This is a genomic window from Rhodococcus oxybenzonivorans, assembly GCF_003130705.1.
Classification (GTDB): domain Bacteria; phylum Actinomycetota; class Actinomycetes; order Mycobacteriales; family Mycobacteriaceae; genus Rhodococcus_F; species Rhodococcus_F oxybenzonivorans.
The window spans coordinates 5,894,714-5,911,444 of sequence record NZ_CP021354.1; the positions used below are offsets into that span (position 1 = coordinate 5,894,714).

12 protein-coding genes are annotated in these 16,731 nt (G+C 66.3%); 9 read left to right on the forward strand and 3 right to left on the reverse strand.

Annotation, left to right across the window (positions count from 1 at the left end):
- The 6 genes from CBI38_RS27235 to CBI38_RS27260 all read left to right on the forward strand — a co-directional run bounded on the left by CBI38_RS27235 (position 1) and on the right by CBI38_RS27260 (position 6,867).
- A complete protein-coding gene (locus CBI38_RS27235; protein ID WP_109333841.1) occupies positions 1 to 1,008 on the forward strand; it encodes a 2Fe-2S iron-sulfur cluster-binding protein in 1,008 nt (335 codons plus the stop codon).
- 171 nt (positions 1,009 to 1,179) lie between these two features.
- Positions 1,180 to 2,562, forward strand: a complete 1,383-nt coding sequence (benA, locus tag CBI38_RS27240; protein WP_109333843.1) for a benzoate 1,2-dioxygenase large subunit — start codon at positions 1,180 to 1,182, stop codon at positions 2,560 to 2,562.
- Positions 2,563 to 2,576: 14 nt separating this feature from the next.
- Entirely contained in the window at positions 2,577 to 3,086 is a 510-nt protein-coding gene (benB, locus tag CBI38_RS27245) for a benzoate 1,2-dioxygenase small subunit (protein ID WP_109333845.1), read from the forward strand.
- Between the two features lie 36 nt (positions 3,087 to 3,122).
- On the forward strand, positions 3,123 to 4,664 hold the full coding sequence (gene benC / locus CBI38_RS27250) for a benzoate 1,2-dioxygenase electron transfer component BenC (protein ID WP_109333847.1): 1,542 nt from the start codon (positions 3,123 to 3,125) through the stop codon (positions 4,662 to 4,664).
- On the forward strand, positions 4,661 to 5,455 hold the full coding sequence (locus CBI38_RS27255) for a 1,6-dihydroxycyclohexa-2,4-diene-1-carboxylate dehydrogenase (RefSeq protein WP_109333848.1): 795 nt from the start codon (positions 4,661 to 4,663) through the stop codon (positions 5,453 to 5,455). Before benC ends, CBI38_RS27255 begins: the two co-directional genes overlap by 4 nt.
- Positions 5,456 to 5,529: 74 nt before the next feature.
- On the forward strand, positions 5,530 to 6,867 hold the full coding sequence (locus tag CBI38_RS27260; RefSeq protein WP_109333849.1) for an MFS transporter: 1,338 nt from the start codon (positions 5,530 to 5,532) through the stop codon (positions 6,865 to 6,867).
- Here the strand turns inward: CBI38_RS27260 and CBI38_RS27265 are convergent.
- Together CBI38_RS27265 and CBI38_RS27270 are read right to left on the reverse strand one after the other, a co-directional pair.
- Positions 6,864 to 7,928: a 2-oxoacid:ferredoxin oxidoreductase subunit beta gene (locus tag CBI38_RS27265; RefSeq protein ID WP_109335394.1), complete on the reverse strand. Its 1,065-nt coding sequence runs from the start codon at positions 7,926 to 7,928 to the stop codon at positions 6,864 to 6,866. The genes CBI38_RS27260 and CBI38_RS27265 overlap by 4 nt on opposite strands.
- A 5-nt stretch (positions 7,929 to 7,933) precedes the next feature.
- Positions 7,934 to 9,868, reverse strand: coding sequence for a 2-oxoacid:acceptor oxidoreductase subunit alpha (locus CBI38_RS27270; protein WP_109333850.1), 1,935 nt, complete (start codon positions 9,866 to 9,868; stop codon positions 7,934 to 7,936).
- Between the two features lie 123 nt (positions 9,869 to 9,991).
- Here CBI38_RS27270 and CBI38_RS27275 point away from each other — a divergent pair, with 123 nt between their 5' ends.
- From CBI38_RS27275 to nhaA, 3 genes are all read left to right on the forward strand, one after another.
- Positions 9,992 to 12,691: an AAA family ATPase gene (locus CBI38_RS27275; RefSeq protein WP_109333851.1), complete on the forward strand. Its 2,700-nt coding sequence runs from the start codon at positions 9,992 to 9,994 to the stop codon at positions 12,689 to 12,691.
- Positions 12,692 to 12,807: 116 nt separating this feature from the next.
- The gene (locus CBI38_RS27280) at positions 12,808 to 13,635 is read left to right on the forward strand and encodes a class I SAM-dependent methyltransferase (RefSeq protein WP_109333852.1); all 828 of its coding nucleotides are present in this window, start codon (positions 12,808 to 12,810) and stop codon (positions 13,633 to 13,635) included.
- Positions 13,636 to 13,721: 86 nt separating this feature from the next.
- Positions 13,722 to 15,023, forward strand: coding sequence for a Na+/H+ antiporter NhaA (gene nhaA / locus CBI38_RS27285; protein ID WP_109333853.1), 1,302 nt, complete (start codon positions 13,722 to 13,724; stop codon positions 15,021 to 15,023).
- On the opposite strand, the gene CBI38_RS27290 is transcribed toward nhaA, so the two are convergent.
- Positions 15,014 to 16,645, reverse strand: coding sequence for an FMN-binding glutamate synthase family protein (locus tag CBI38_RS27290; protein ID WP_109333854.1), 1,632 nt, complete (start codon positions 16,643 to 16,645; stop codon positions 15,014 to 15,016). The two genes, nhaA and CBI38_RS27290, sit on opposite strands and share 10 nt — an antisense overlap.
- Between the last annotated feature and the right edge of the window lie 86 nt (positions 16,646 to 16,731).

Sequence of the window (16,731 nt, forward strand, 5' to 3'; positions counted from 1 at the left end):
ATGACCCGCACCGAGACACACACCGTGTCCGTCGGCACCGACACAGTCCAGTGCGGTCCCGATCAAGCCATCCTCGACGCCTTTCTCCGCGGCGGCGTCTGGATGCCCAATTCGTGCAACCAGGGCACCTGCGGGACCTGCAAACTGCGGGTCGTGTCGGGTTCGGTGGATCATCGGAGATCTCCCGACAGCACACTGAGTGCGGCCGAGCGTGACGCCGGGTTCGCGCTGGCCTGCCAGGCTGCTCCCTGCGGTGACACGGTGGTGGAGCGGCTGGACTCGGCACCCGCGGCGACCGTTCATGCCCTGCGGGACCTGGTGGGCACGGTCAGCGGCATCGAGAACATCGCCCGCGACACCCGGCGCTTACTCGTCACTCTCGACAGTCCGCTCGAGTTCTCGGCAGGGCAGTATGTGGAGTTACGGGTGCCGGGCTCAGATCAGGGGCGCCAGTACTCGATGGCGAACTCCCCCAGTGAGTCGAAAGTGCTCGAATTCCACATTCGCCGCCAACCCGGCGGGCTGGCCACCGACAACTGGATCTTCGGACCGTTGAGTGTGGGTGATCGCGTCGACATGGTGGGTCCGCTCGGTGACTTCTGCCTCGACACCGACGACGACGGGCCGATGATCCTGCTCGGCGGCGGAACTGGGCTCGCGCCGCTCAAATCGATAGCAGCCCAAGCGCTCAGGGCTACACCCGACCGCACGGTTCATCTGTATCACGGCGTGCGCGAGGAAGCCGACCTCTACGACGTGGACCTGTTCCAGGAGTGGGAACGCGCGCACCCCGGATTCCGCTACCGGCCATGCCTGAGCGACCAGACGTGGCCTGGGCGGACCGGCTACGTCACCGACGCATTCGTCGACGATTTCGACAGCTGTCGCGGCTATTCCGGTTACCTGTGCGGGCCACCCGCCATGGTCGACGCCGGCGTCAAGGCGTTCAAGCGCCGTCGTATGGCTCCGCGGCGGATCTTCCGTGAGAAGTTCACCCCGGCCGTCTGAACGTCGCGCACACCGGGGTCGCCGGCCCCGGTGTGCGCATCGTGAACATGTCCTAGGCAGTACTCGGTAAATGCCTAGTGTGATGCAGCGCACAGGCTGCAAGAGTGGAATCCATTGCCGGACCCGGGCGCCCTCGCAGGGCGCAAGCCCCCGGAGATCTTGGAGGATCCCATGACTGAAACCCTGTACACAGCGCCGTCCGACGACGTGCGCGCCAAGCTGGCCGACGCACTGATCGAAGACCCGGAAACCGGACGCTATCAGGTGCGACGCAGCGTATTCACCGACGAGGATCTGTTCGAACTCGAGATGAAGCACATCTTCGAGGGCAACTGGATCTACCTGGCCCACGAGAGCCAGATCCCGAACGTCGGCGACTACTTCACCACGTACATGGGCCGTCAGCCGATCGTCATCTCCCGGAACAAGGAGGGCGAACTCAACGCCCTGGTGAACGCGTGCAGCCACCGCGGCGCCATGCTCTGCCGGCGGAAGACGGACAACCGGACCACCTTCACCTGCCCGTTCCACGGCTGGACGTTCAACAACTCCGGCAAGCTCCTCAAGGTCAAGGACCCGCGTGAGGCCGGCTACCCGGAACAGTTCAACAAGGACGGTTCCCACGACCTCACCAAGGTCGCGCGGTTCGAGAACTACCGCGGATTCCTGTTCGGCAGCCTGAACCCCGATGTCCCGCCGCTCGAGGAACACCTCGGTGACACCACGAAGATCATCGACATGATCGTCGACCAGTCACCCGAGGGACTCGAGGTGCTGCGCGGTGCATCCACCTACACCTACGACGGCAACTGGAAGCTGCAGACCGAGAACGGCGCCGACGGCTACCACGTGTCCGCCACCCACTGGAACTACGCCGCGACCACGTCGCGCCGGGAGTCGGGCGAATCCACCAACGCCACCAAGGCGATGGACGCCGGCAAGTGGTCGAAGCAGCAGGGCGGGTATTACTCGTTCGACAACGGTCACCTGCTGCTGTGGACCAAGTGGGCAGACCCCGCCAACCGCCCCCTCAACGAGCGTCGCGACGAACTCGTCGCCGAGTACGGCGAGGACCGCGCCGACTGGATGATCGGGGTGTCCCGCAACCTGTGCCTGTACCCGAACGTGTATCTGATGGACCAGTTCGGTTCGCAGATCCGGCATTTCCGTCCCATCTCCGTCGACAAGACCGAGGTCACCATCTACTGCATCGCCCCCAAGGGTGAGAGCCGGGCGGCACGTGCAGCCCGCATCCGCCAGTACGAAGACTTTTTCAACGCCACCGGCATGGCCACCCCGGATGATCTCGAGGAGTTCCGCTCCTGCCAGAAGACGTACCAGGCCGGCGCCGCACCGTTCAACGACCTCAGCCGCGGTGTCACCCACCAACTCCGGGGCCCCGACGAGGATGCGAAGAAGGTTGGTATCAACCCCATCTCCAGCGGTGTGAAGACCGAGGACGAGGGCCTCTACCCGATCCAGCACGGCTACTGGGTGCAGGCGCTCACCAAGGCGCTCGACGCCGACGCTGCCGCTGCTGCGAACAACCGCTGAGGGAGAAAAGTTTCATGACTGCAGTAGCCGAAAACACCGTCACCCAGCACGATATCGAGCAGTTCCTCTACCGTGAGGCCCGCCACCTCGACGACCGTGAATTCGAGAAGTGGATCGAGTGTTATCACCCCGACTCCGAGTTCTGGATGCCGGCATGGGCCGACGACGGTGAACTGACCACCGACCCGATGACCGAAATCTCCCTGATCTACTACGCCAACCGCGGCGGCATCGAGGATCGGGTGTTCCGCATCAAGACGGACAGGTCGAGCGCGACGAGCCTGCCGGAACCGCGTACCGGTCACAATATTTCGAACGTCGAGGTGACCGAGCGTCGCGGCGAGGTCGTGGACGTCCGGTTCAACTGGTTCACGCTCTACTTCCGCTACAACACGGTCGACACGTACTTCGGGAATTCGTTCTACACCATCGACTTCTCCGGTGAGCAGCCGCTGATCCTGAAGAAGAAGGTCGTGCTCAAGAACGACTACATCCACCACGTGGTCGACATCTATCACATCTGACCTTCTTCCCCATTCTTCGCGAATCGAGCTGTTTTCATGACTTTCCAAGTTGCACTGAGTTTCGAGGACGGGATCACCCGCTTCATCAAGTGTGACGGCGACGAGACGGTCGCCGACGCGTCCTACCGCGCGCGCATCAACATCCCCCTCGACTGTCGAGACGGTGCGTGCGGCACCTGCAAGTCGCTCTGCGAATCCGGCACGTATGACGGCGGCGACTACATCGAGGAAGCGCTCACCGACGACGAGGCGGAGCAGGGCTACTGCCTTCCGTGCCAGATGATGCCGGAAAGCAATCTGGTGCTGCGGATTCCGACGACCTCCGACGTCGCCAAGACCGCCACCGGTACGTTCTCGTCGACGATCACGGCGATCCGCAGGTTCTCCGACACCACCATCGGGTTCACGATCGAGATCGCGAACCGCGAAGATCTGGTGTTCCTCCCCGGGCAGTACGTCAACATCACCGTGCCCGGGACGGAGGCGACGCGCTCGTACTCGTTCAGCACCGGGCCCACGTCCGAGGAACTGTCGTTTCTGGTCAAGATCACCGACGGCGGCCTGATGTCGGAATACCTGCGCGACCGCGCACAGATCGGCGACACGCTGGAGTTCACCGGCCCGATGGGAAGCTTCTTCCTCCGCGAGCAGAAGCGTCGCGCTCTGTTACTCGCCGGCGGCACCGGGCTGGCCCCGCTGCTGTCGATCCTCGACACGATGCGCACCGACGCCGCCGACCACCCCGTGCACCTGGTCTACGGAGTCTCGTCCGACGCAGATCTGGTGGAGCTGGACAAGCTCGAGGCATACACGAAGTCGCTGCCGCAGTTCACATTCGATTACTGCGTATCGGATCCGGCGAGCAGCGCGCCGAACAAGGGGTACGTCACCGGACTGTTCGAGCCGGCGCATCTGAACGACGGTGACGTCGACGTGTACCTGTGCGGGCCGCCGCCAATGGTCGAAGCCGTCCGCGACCACCTGAAGTCGGAGGGGATCACGCCGGCAAACTTCTACTTCGAGAAGTTCAACACTGCGGCGACGCCCCACAGATCCGAGACACCCGCACCGCGACCGGCCGAAACGCCCGAATCCGCTGTGCCCGAGTACGAGATCGGCGAGGAACACCAGCCGCTGTCCGAGTCGGATGCGCAGTTCGACGCCCGCATGGCACTCGAGCTCGGCGCGCTCGAACTCACCATCGGCAGACTGACTCCGGAACAGCTGGGCGAGTACCGCATCCTCGCCGAAGCGTCCGGCGCCTCGATCGACCGGGACCACTTCACCGACGCGGACGCATTCACCGACGCCAACTTCCGGTTCCACGAGTTCCTCTTCCGCTGCACCGGCAACGAGGTGCTGCTCGAGGCGTACAACCGGCTCGAGGTCACCCAGCTGATGCGCAAGGTCCTCCGGAACTCCGGCTGGGTCGACGAGCACATCCCGCAAGAGCATCTCGACATCGTCGCCGCATTCGACAAGGGCGACCGCGACTCCGCACGGAAACTGATCGTCGCGCACAGCGCACACGCGAAGACCACCATGTGCCGCGCCATCGAGAACAGCACAGTCGCATGAGGCCGGCGTTCTACGCGAATCGGTTCGACGGCAGGGCCGTCACCGTCACCGGCGCCGCACAGGGAATCGGGCTGGCCGTCGCAACCCGGCTCGCCGACGAGGGCGCGTCCGTCGTCCTCGTCGACCGCGCCGAACTCGTCCACGACGTCGCCAAGGTACTGCGGGAGAAGGGGGCCGAGGCACACAGCATCACCGCGGACCTCGAACAGTTCACCGACGCGCAGGACGCGATCGACGAGGCCCGCGCCCAGCACGGCCGGATCGACGTGCTGATCAACAACGTCGGCGGAACGATCTGGGCCAAACCGTACGAGCACTACACGCCGGAACAGATCGCCGCGGAGGTGCAGCGATCGCTGTTCCCGACGCTGTGGACGTGCCGCGCCGCACTGCCGCATCTCATCGCGCAGCGCAGCGGCACGATCGTCAACGTATCGTCGGTTGCAACCCGCGGAGTCAATCGCGTGCCCTACGCAGCCGCGAAAGGCGGGGTCAACGCTCTCACCGCGTCGCTCGCGCTCGAGGCGGCACAGTACGGAATTCGCGTGGTGGCCACCGCTCCCGGAGGAACTGAGGCACCGGCGCGCCGCGTCCCACGCGGTCCCGATACCGAATCCGAGCAGGAGAAGGCGTGGTACCAGCAGATCGTCGACCAGACCGTCGACTCATCCCTGCTGAGGCGGTACGGCACCCTCGACGAACAGGCCGCCGCGATCCTCTTCCTCGCCTCCGACGAGGCCTCCTACATCACCGGCTCGGTACTGCCCGTCGCCGGCGGCGACCTCGGCTAGCGGCCCCACATATCTCCACCGCCTCATTGGCGGGCAACCCGGCTCCTCGTCAGACTTCCCGAGCGGAGATCACCATGAACTCATCCACGACCGACAGCTGGGCCAGCCCCCGCCATCGCAGGGCCGTCACCTGGATCGTCACACTCGCGACCATCGCCATCGTCTTCGACGGCTACGACCTCGTCGTCTACGGCACCATCCTCCCGATGTTGCTCGACGACCCCAGTCAACTCGGGGCGATCTCACCGGCCCAGGCCGGCGCGCTCGGTTCCTACGCCCTCGTCGGTGTGATGGTCGGCGCACTGGCGTCGGGCGCCATCGGCGACTATCTCGGCCGCCGGCGGATGATGCTGATCAACATCGTATGGTTCTCCGTGGGTATGGGGCTCGCGGCGCTTGCCACGAGCATCACCACCTTCGGACTGCTCCGATTCTTCACCGGGATCGGGGTCGGCGGACTCGTCGCCACCGTGGGCGCGATGGTCGCCGAATTCGCACCTCCCGGAAAGCGCAATCTGTACAACGCCATCGTCTACAGCGGAGTCCCAGCCGGCGGTGTACTCGCATCTCTGCTGGCCATAGTGCTCCGCGACGCGATCGGCTGGCGTGGCCTGTTCTGGATCGGCGCACTCCCGCTCGTCACGCTGCTGCCACTGGCCCTCATGAAGCTACCGGAGTCCCCGAAGTGGCTCGTCGCACGCGGGTACGAGGACAAGGCCCGCCGCATCTCCGAATACACGGGCATCCCGATGCCCGACGCAGAGGAGATCGCCCTCGAACACGCATCGGTCGAGAAAGTCGGATTCGCGGCCCTCGCGACCCGCCGGTATGCCTGGGCGACGGGACTTCTCGGTGTGATGAGCTTCTCCGGCCTCCTCCTCACCTACGGACTCAACACCTGGTTGCCGAAAATCATGGGAGACGCGGGCTTCAACGCCAAGGGGTCGCTGTCCTTCCTGCTGGTCCTCAACGGCGGCGCCATCATCGGCGGTCTGATCGCCTCCAAGATCGCCGACGGTATCGGCCCTCAGCGAGTCGTGGCCACCACGTTCTTCCTCGCTGCGGTCGCGCTGGTGGTGCTCACCCTGGGATTCCCACTCCCGGTGCTGCTCGCCTCGGTCGCAGTTGCCGGAGTGGGCACGATCGGAACTCAGGTGCTGATCTACGGTTTCGTGTCCAACTACTATTCGACCTCCGCCCGCGCTGCGGGAGTGGCATGGTGCGCCGGATTCGGCCGGCTGGGCGGAATCTTCGGACCCCTCATCGGCGGCGCACTCATCAGTGCAGGGATCAGCAGCCAGGTCGCGTTCTCCGTGTTCGCGGGCATTGCCGTACTGGGCGCCTTCGTCACGTTCTTCGTACCGCGCGCACGAGTCGCCCTCCGCGCCGAGGTTGCGCCCGTCACCGCCTAAACGGTCCAGGTGTCGTGCCCGGTCAGAAGCCGCTGGAGCGAGCCCTCGTCTACGGGATCCCTCTCGCGGGCGAGGTCGTTCTGCCTGCGTACCGCATCGTCGTAGGTGTCGCGCACAACGCTGCGTAATACGCCGGTCACCGTGTGGGTGAGGTCCTGGTCGGACAGCCGCGAGAGGGCGTACGCGTAGTCGGGATCATCGGTGTGGGCGTCGTGCACGACGATCTCGTTCCGGTCGACGTTGGCGGTCTCGACCACCTTCAGACCGAAACCGGCACGCACGACGCAGTATTCGCCTGCGTTCCCGAACACGATCGGCTCTCCGTGGGTCAACGGAATCAGCCGCTGCTCCGCACCCTCCTTGCGGAGCACGTCGAACGAACCGTCGTTGAAAATCGGGCAGTCCTGAAAGATCTCCACGAACGACGTGCCCCGGTGCGCCGCGGCCGCACGCAGCACCTCGGTAAGGCCCTTGCGGTCGGAGTCCAGGGCGCGGGCCGCGAACGTCGCCTCGGCACCGAGCGCCAGGGACAGCGTGTTGAACGGGTGGTCCACGGACCCCAGCGGGGTGGACTTGGTGACCTTCCCGACCTCCGAGGTCGGTGAGTACTGGCCCTTGGTGAGGCCATAGATCCGGTTGTTGAACAACAAGATCGTCAGATTCACGTTGCGCCGCAACGCGTGGATCAGGTGGTTGCCACCGATGGAGAGGGCATCACCGTCACCGGTGACCACCCACACCGACAGGTCCGGACGTGTCACCGCCAGCCCGGTCGCGATGGCCGGGGCACGGCCGTGGATCGAGTGCACGCCGTACGTGTCGAGGTAATAGGGGAACCGGCTCGAACATCCGATGCCGGAGACGAACATCATGTTCTCGCGCTTCAGGCCGAGCTCCGGCAGGAAACTGCGGATCGTGGCCAGGATGACGTAGTCACCACAACCCGGACACCACCGCACCTCTTGATCCGTGGTGAAGTCCTTGGCTTTCTGCGCTACATCGGTGTGTGGGACGTGCGCGGTCGCGCTGAGTGCGAGAGTCCTCCCGATGCGATTGATCATCTGGGTCACGCCGGTTCCTCCTGCCGGGGGCGGTTCGTCCGATAGGTGGCCGAAGCGAGCGCGTCGGAGGTCTTGGCCAGCTCCTGCTCGCGCAACGTTCCCGCCAGCGCCGCGTCGATCACCCTGTGTATTTCGTCGCTGAGGAACGCGAGACCCTGCGCCTTGGTGACCGACTGCACGTCGACGAGGTACCTCGATCGCAGAATCATCGCCAGCTGGCCCAGGTTCATTTCGGGTGCCACCACTGTGGAATAACTGCGGAGCACCGCACCGAGATTCGACGGCAGGGGGTTGAGGTGTCGCAGGTGCACCCGGGCAACCTTCTTCCCCTCCCGCCGGGCCCGGCGGCACGCCTCACCGATCGGACCGTACGAACTACCCCACCCGATCAACAGCAACTCCGCCTGACCGGAGGGATCGTCGACCACCACATCCGGGACGGTGATGCCGTCGATCTTCGCCTGCCGCAGCCGGACCATGAGGTCGTGGTTGGCGGGATCGTACGAGATGTCACCGCTGCCGTCGGCCTTCTCGAGCCCACCGATCCGGTGCTCGAGCCCGCTGGTGCCGGGCACCGCCATGGCGCGGGCCAGCGTCTCCGGGTCGCGCGCGTAGGGCGCGAACACCCCCTCCGGCGGAGGCGCCTTCTCGTAGTCCACGTCGATCGGGTCCATGTCCGCCACATTCGGAACAGCCCACGGTTCACTGCCGTTCGCGATGGCACCGTCCGAAAGCAGAAGCACCGGCGTGCGATAGGTGAGGGCTATCCGCGCGGCCTCGACAGCGGTGTCGAAGCAGTCGGCGGGTGACCGCGGCGCCAGCACCGCAACGGGCGATTCACCGTTGCGCCCGTACATTGCCTGCAGCAGATCCGACTGTTCCGTCTTGGTCGGCAGTCCGGTGGACGGCCCACCGCGCTGCACGTCGATCACCAGCAACGGCACCTCCGTCATCACCGCCAGCCCGATCGCCTCGCTCTTCAGCGCCAGGCCCGGTCCGGACGTGCTCGTCACCCCCAGCGCCCCGCCGATCGACGCCCCGAGGGCCGCCCCGATACCGGCGATTTCGTCCTCCGCCTGGAAGGTGGTGACGCCCAGGTTCCGATGCTTACTCAGCTCGTGCAGGATGTCCGACGCCGGAGTGATCGGGTACGTGCCCAGGAACACCTCGCGGGAGGCCAGCTGCGCCGCCGTCACCACTCCCAAGGCCAGCGCGGTGTTGCCGGTCACCTGACGGTAGGTGCCCCGCGGCAGGGTCGCGGCCGAGATTTCGTAGGTAGCGGTGAAGGTTTCCGTCGTCTCACCGTAATTCCACCCCGCCGTGAAGGCGAGGAGGTTCCCCTCAGCAATCTGGGGTTTCGCCGCGAACTTGGTGCGCAGGAACTGCTCGATACTGCGTGTGGGCCGGTTGTACATCCACGAGAGCAATCCGAGCGCGAACATGTTCTTGGCCCGCTCACCGTCTTTTCGGCTCAGGCCCGCAGGTTGCACCGCGCCCACCGTCAGCGTCGTCATCGGGACCGGGTGCACCGTGTAGTCCGCGAGGGAATCGTCCTCGAGCGGACTGGCCGCATACCCGACCTTCGACAGGTTCCGCTTGGTGAACCCGTCCATGTCGACGATGATCATCCCGCCGCGAGGCAGGTCGGGCAGATTCGCCTTCAACGCGGCAGGGTTCATTGCCACCAGCACATCGGGGCGATCACCGGCGGTGAGAATGTCGAAGTCGGCGATCTGGATCTGGAACGACGACACCCCTGGCAATGTGCCCTGCGGCGCACGAATCTCGGCGGGGAAGTTCGGTTGCGTCGCGAGATCGTTGCCGAATGCCGCCGCCTCCGAGGTGAACCGGTCCCCGGTCAGCTGCATGCCGTCACCCGAATCGCCGGCAAAGCGGATGACCACCCGCTCCAGCTTGGTGGAGTTCGCGTCCGTCGTCATAAGTGCACCGGATCTCTCGACTGCTGCGTCCGTGTCGATCAGCTGCTTCTCACCTCACGTTACAAGCGTTCCGCCGTTCTGCCAGGCACCCGCCTGAAATCGCGTCGCGATACGGTGAGCCTTGTGAGTGACCCAGCCAACAGCGAACTCGTCGGCCGTTCGCGTGAGCTCGCAAGTCTCGAGGCTTTCCTGCGCGGGGCGACTCCCGACATGCCGGCCGTCGTGCTGGTCGAAGGGGCCGCCGGCATCGGCAAGACCACCCTCGTCGAGGCGTTCCTCGCGGCGCACTCCGAGGTGCCGACACTTGCCGCAGTGTCTACGCCCTGGGCGACGGGGCACCCGTTCGGCGTGGTCGAGCAGATGCTGGGGTCCGCAGTGACCGCACGACATCCTCTGGGCGTCGCCCATGAGCTCGCCGCCGCGGTGACCGCACTTCCCGGGGAGAAGGCCGTGGTCGTACTCGACGACGCACACTGGGCCGACCTCGACTCTTTGCAGGCCGTGACGTCGGCCAGTTATCTTCTCGACCGCCCTGCCATGCTGGTGCTGATCACGACGTCGGAACCGTCCGCCGACGTCTCGCCCGACGTGATCGAGCTCCTCGACCGACATCACCGTCACCGGCTGTGTGTCCCGCCCCTCGATGCGTCCGACATTCGCACACTCGCGAACCGCATTGCGCACGTGGAACTTCCAGCGCCCCTTGCGCACCAGCTCACGCAGCACACGGCCGGAAATCCCCGGCACGTCACGCAACTCCTGCACGAAGTGGATCCGGGCGCCTGGTCCCACTGGCAACCCGTGCTGCCCGTCCCCCGGGCGGTCACCGCATCGGTGCGCTCGCGGCTCACGGCGTGCTCGGCGCCCGCGCGCGCCCTGGTCGAAGCGGCCTCCGTCCTCGGCGGTGATCCGCGTTTCGCCGATGTCGCCGAACTTGCGGACATCGAGAATCCTGTCGAAGCACTCGACGAGGCGCACCGAGCGGGACTGCTGACGATGGGTGAGCATCGCGGCGTTACCGTGCTGGTGTTCCCCTCGGCACTCACCCGGGCCGCCGTCTACCGCGACCTCGGCCCGATCCGACTGCGCGACCTGCACGAGCACGCAGCACGCGTCGTCGACGACGACAGTCAGCGCCTCGACCATCTCGCTGCCGCGTCGCCGTTTCCCCACCCCGAACTCGCCGATGAACTCGACCGCCACGCCGTCCACCGGGCCACGGTCGGGGCCTGGTCCGCCGTCGCGGACGCCCTGATCAAGTCGAGCCGCCTCAGCGCAGACCGACGCATTCGAGAGCAACGCCTGATCCGCGCCGTCGACGCCCTGGTCGGGACCGGAAATCTGCCGCAGGCGATCGCGTTCGCACCCGAGATCGAAAGCTTCCCCGCAAGCCCGCTCCGTGACGCCGTCCTCGGCTATCTGGCCATCCAGCGGGGCCGCCCCGCGGAGGCCGACCTGCTGCTCACGCAGTCGTGGTCTGCCTGCGACCCCGCCGCGGATCCGGCGACTGCCGCACTGATCTGTCAGCGCCGGGTCCTCGACTCCTTGGCCCGGTGGCATGGGCCCGACCTCGTCCAGTGGGGTTCGCGGGCAGTGTCACTCGTCGACCCGAGCGATCCTTCGGCCGTGGAATCCGCGGCGATCATGGGCCTAGGACTGGCAGCGACGGGCAAGACAGCCGAGGCGCGGGCCGCGTACGACCACCTGTCGGCCACAGTCGCACTGGGCGCCCAGTCGCAACGCTTCGAGATGGCCCGGGGGTGGCTCGACCTGGCGTTGGACGAGCCGGAGGCGGCGCGGCAGGAACTCGAAAGTGCCGTCCCGACGGCATTTCGGATGGGGTCTGCCCGTATTTCGCTGTGGGCGCAGGCCTGGTTGGCACGCACCCAGTTCGCCCTGGGTGACTGGAGTGGGGCCGTGGCCACCGTCGAACGTGCCGCGCGTCAGCTGGAGGATGTCGGGCTGGACCTACTGCGGCCACTCGTGCACTGGACGGGAGCGCAGACGCAGGCGCTGCGTGGCAACCGCGATGCCGCACAGCATCACCTCCGGCGGGCGGCCGCGAGCCTCCACGACTACCCGATCATGTTCTTACCGTCCTCGCTGGCACGCGCCCAGTGCGCCGAGGTGGAAGCCGACTACCCCACGGTGATTCGCGCACTCGAACCCCTCACCCGGCTCCGGCCGCGGGAGGGCGTCGACGAACCCGGGTTCTGGCACTGGCCGGACGTCTACGCGAATGCGCTCGTCATGGTCGGGAGAGTGGACGACGCCGACACCTTCCTCATCCCACACGAGGAACGGGCCGCAGCGCGACAGCACCGTTCCGCCCAGGCGCGGCTCGGCTACGCCCGCGGACGCATACTCGGCGCCCGAGGGGATATCGACGCCGCCCGAGCCGTCTTCGAGCAAGCACTGCAGCATCTCGACACGTTGCCCCTGCCCTACGACCGCGCCCGGGTCAACTTCGCGTACGGCCAGACCCTGCGACGGGCCGGTAAACGCCGTGATGCCGATGCGGTGATCCAGGCCGCCCGGGAGGGATACTCGGCCCTCGGTGCAACGTCGTACGTGTTGCGGTGCGACCGCGAAATCAAGGCGGGCGGGCTCAACCTCGAGCGCAGTCGTGTCTCACTCGCGGACCTGACGCCTCAGGAACAGGCGGTGACGGAACTCGTCGCCGGTGGTGCCAGCAACAAGGAGGCGGCGGGAGAACTGTTCCTGTCGGTCAAGACGGTGCAGTACCACCTGACACGGGTCTACGCGAAGCTCGGCGTTCGCTCCCGCAGCGAACTCGCGGCGCAGTTCCGCAACGACGGCTGAAGTCGGGGGGCCGGAAACCACCCCAGGGTGTCTTTTCCCGGGCACCCGTTGCGCGAAGGCTGGCACCTGAGCGTCCTGACAACCAGGCGCCCATCCGACCACAGGAGGTCTTCGAGATGAAGGACACGATCGACGCAGTCGAGGCCGACCGCGAGCTGAAAACCCGGCACCGCGCCATGTGGGCGCTCGGCGACTACCCCTCGCTGGCCGGCGAGGTGATCCCGGACCTCGGACCGGCGCTGGTGGCAGCGTGCGAGGTGCGGTCGGGCGACCACGTCCTGGATGTCGCAGCGGGGTCGGGCAACGCCGCTATTCCCGCCGCGCTCGCAGGGGGCCACGTCGTCGCCAGCGACCTCACCCCGGAACTGTTCGATGTGGGACGCCGTGAGGCTGCTGCGGCGGGGGCTGCGGTCGAATGGCAGCAAGCGGATGCCGAGGCACTGCCCTTCGACGACGAGGAGTTCGACGTCGTCATGTCCTGTGTGGGCGTCATGTTCGCGCCGCACCACCAGCAGAGCGCCGACGAGATCGTCCGTGTCTGCCGTCCGGGAGGAAGGATTGGACTGCTCAGCTGGACGCCGGAGGGTTTCATCGGTCAGATGTTCGCGACGATGAAACCGTATGCCCCTGCTCCCCCACCCGGCGCGCAACCCCCACCGCTCTGGGGTCGCGAGGAACACGTCCGCGAACTGTTCGGGGACAGGGTGACCGATCTGACGGCGACGCGGCAGACGTTGCACGTCGAGAAGTTCCCGACCCCCGAGGAGTTCCGCGACTATTTCAAGGAGCGGTACGGCCCCACGATCGCCGTGTACCGCAACATCGCCGGTGACCCGGAGCGGGTGGCCGCATTGGACGGTGAACTCGCCGACCTCGCGCGACGCCACTTCGACGGGACCGCCATGGAATGGGAATATCTCCTGGTGACCGCGCGCAAACGTTGACCACTCCGGGACGGTAGGGTGGTCCACGGTGCGCCGGGAAGTCTGGTCGGCAAGTATATTGTCGACCCGATTTCCAGGAGTGTGCCGTGAGCGAATCCCAAAACCGATCGACGCTGTTTGCCCGCGGATCGTGGGCGGAGACCGCACGGATCTCCGACATCCTCCGCAAGGAAACGGTGGGCGGAGCGCTGCTCCTGATCGGCTCGGTCATCGCTCTGGTCTGGGCGAACTCGCCGTGGTCCGACGGGTACACGGCGCTGCGCGACACCACCGTGGGACCGGCCTCACTGCACCTGAACCTCTCGCTCGGGACGTGGGCCGCCGACGGGTTGCTCGCGATCTTCTTCTTCGTCGTGGGCCTCGAACTCAAACGGGAGTTCGTGGCCGGAGACCTGCGTGATCCTCGCCGCGCCGCTCTTCCCATCGCCGCCGCCGTCGGCGGCATGGCCGTCCCCGCGCTGGTCTTCGTTCTGATCAACGCCCGCACCGGTGAGGGGGCGCTCGCCGGCTGGGCGATTCCGACGGCCACCGACATCGCGTTCGCGGTGGCCGTCCTCGCCATCGTGAGCACTCATCTTCCGGCAGCCCTGCGCACCTTCCTGCTCACCCTCGCAGTCGTGGACGACCTGCTGGCCGTGACCGTGATCGCCGTCTTCTACACCGACGAGCTCGCGTTCGGCCCATTGCTTCTCGCGCTGATCCCGCTGGCACTGTTCACCGTTGCCGTGCAACGACGCGTCCGCTCCTGGTGGATCCTGCTGCCCCTCGCCGGGGCTACCTGGATCCTCGTGCACGAGTCGGGCATTCACGCGACCGTGGCGGGCGTCCTCCTCGGCTTCGCCGTTCCCGTGCTTCGCAGCGAGAAGGCCGGCGGACCCGATGCCGGGCCCGGTCTGGCCGAACACTTCGAGCATCGAATTCGGCCCATCTCGGCGGGATTCGCAGTGCCGTTGTTCGCCTTCTTCGCCGCCGGGGTCACCGTCGGCGGATTCTCCGGACTGAGCACCTCACTACGCGACCCGGTCGCACTCGGTATCGTCGCCGGCCTGGTGATCGGCAAGGCAGTCGGGATTTTCGGCACGACGTACCTCATGTCGCGGTTCACCCGGGCGACCCTCGACTCCGGCCTCGCCTGGCTCGACGTTCTCGGCGTCGCCCTGCTCGGCGGCATCGGATTCACCGTCTCCCTCCTCATCGGCGACCTCGCCTTCGGCATGGACTCCCTGCGGGGTGATCACGTCAAGGTCGGCGTACTGACAGGATCGGTGGCCGCCGCAGTCCTGGCCTCGGCGGTCCTGCGAATGCGCAACGGCGCCTACCGCAACATCGCGCTTGCGGAGAGCCGGGACGACGACGGCGACGGCATCCCCGACGTGTATCAGCGGTGACCGTCGGCCCCGGTAGTGCCGGTAGTGCCGGTAGTGCCAGTGGTTCCGGGCTTCGTCTGCGCGTCGGGTGAGCCGGTCTCGCCCACCGGGCCCTCCGCGTATTCGGCCATCAGCCGGGTGATCTCGTCGCGATCGGCGAGTCCCGGAAGTCCCCACCCGTCCCGGTAACCGTAGAGCTCGGCGAGAGTAGTCGCGCGGCGGTTGCCGTCCGCGACCTCCACATCCGAAGCCGTGATCAGTCCGGGATGTGCAACTCCGCACGCCTCGGCCACCTTGAACACGTCCCGCCGCAGCGATCGGATGTAGTTGTCGGCCCGCACCGACTTCGCCTGGGCGTCTAGGCCGTGTTCCAGCCAACTGCTCTGGGTGGCCACTCCCGTGGGGCATCGATCGGTGTGACATTTCTGGGCTTGGATGCAACCGATCGCGAGCATCGGCTCGCGGGCAACGTTGATCATGTCGCAACCCAGAGCCATCGCCACCACAGCGTTGTCGGGCAAACCCAGTTTGCCGGAGCCGATGAACGTGATGCCGTCGGTGAGTCCTGCCTCGGCGAACATCGAGTACACCCGGGCGAATCCACTGCGGAACGGCAACGAGACCGCGTCGGAAAACACCAGCGGTGCCGCACCCGTGCCACCCTCGCCGCCGTCGATCGTCACGAAGTCGACGCCCCGGTCGGAGTGGGTCATCTCCTCGATCAGCGATTCCCAGAACCGGGAGTCTCCGACGGCCGACTTGATGCCCACCGGCAGTCCCGTCTCGGCGGCGACGAGTTCCACCCAGTCGAGCATGCTGTCGACGTCGTGGAACGCGGTGTGCCGTGAAGGACTGACACAGTCGCTGCCTTCCCGGACGCCGCGGATCTCGGCGATCTCGGCCGTGACCTTCGCACCGGGCAACAGGCCACCGAGCCCCGGCTTCGCACCCTGGCTGAGTTTGATCTCGATGGCCCGTACCGGGGCGGAGTGCACGAGGGACACCAGTCGATCGAGATCGAAGCGGCCGTCCTCGTCCCGGCACCCGAAATAGGCGGTACCGATCTGGAACACCAGATCCGCACCGTTCCGGTGGTAGCGAGACAGCCCGCCCTCACCGGTGTTCTGCAGGCAGTCCGCCGCCGTGGCACCGCGATTCAAAGCGGTGATCGCCGCCGACGACAGCGAGCCGAAACTCATCGCCGAGATGTTGACGAGTGAGTGTGGACGAAAGGCCTTGGCCCGGCCGCGTGCCGAACCCAGAACTTTGGCCGACGGGAGCTGAAGTGTGTCACCACCCCCGGGAACGGCCGACGGGGCGATGTCGGAAAACGTGCGGTGCTTGATGATGGTGTAGCCGTCGGTGAACTCGATGTCGTTGTCCGTGCCGAACCCGAACGTATTGGTTTCCTTTTTCGACGACGCGTACACCCAGCGACGCTGATCGCGGGTGAAGGGACGCTCCTCGTCGTTATTGGTCGTGATGTACTGCCGAAGCTCCGGCCCGAGCGACTCCAGCAGATATCGGCCGTGGCCCAGGACGGGAAAATTGCGCAGCAGAGCGTGCCGCCGCTGGAGCAGGTCATACGAAGCCACGGCGGCCAGCGCGGCGGCCGGAATCCCGAGGGCGTTCGACCACTTCATGAAGCCACCGTACGTCGCGGTCCGGGGGCTCCGTTGGCGATTTCGGTGTGGTCGCCGGCTTCCGATGCCACGCTTGACGGTATGAA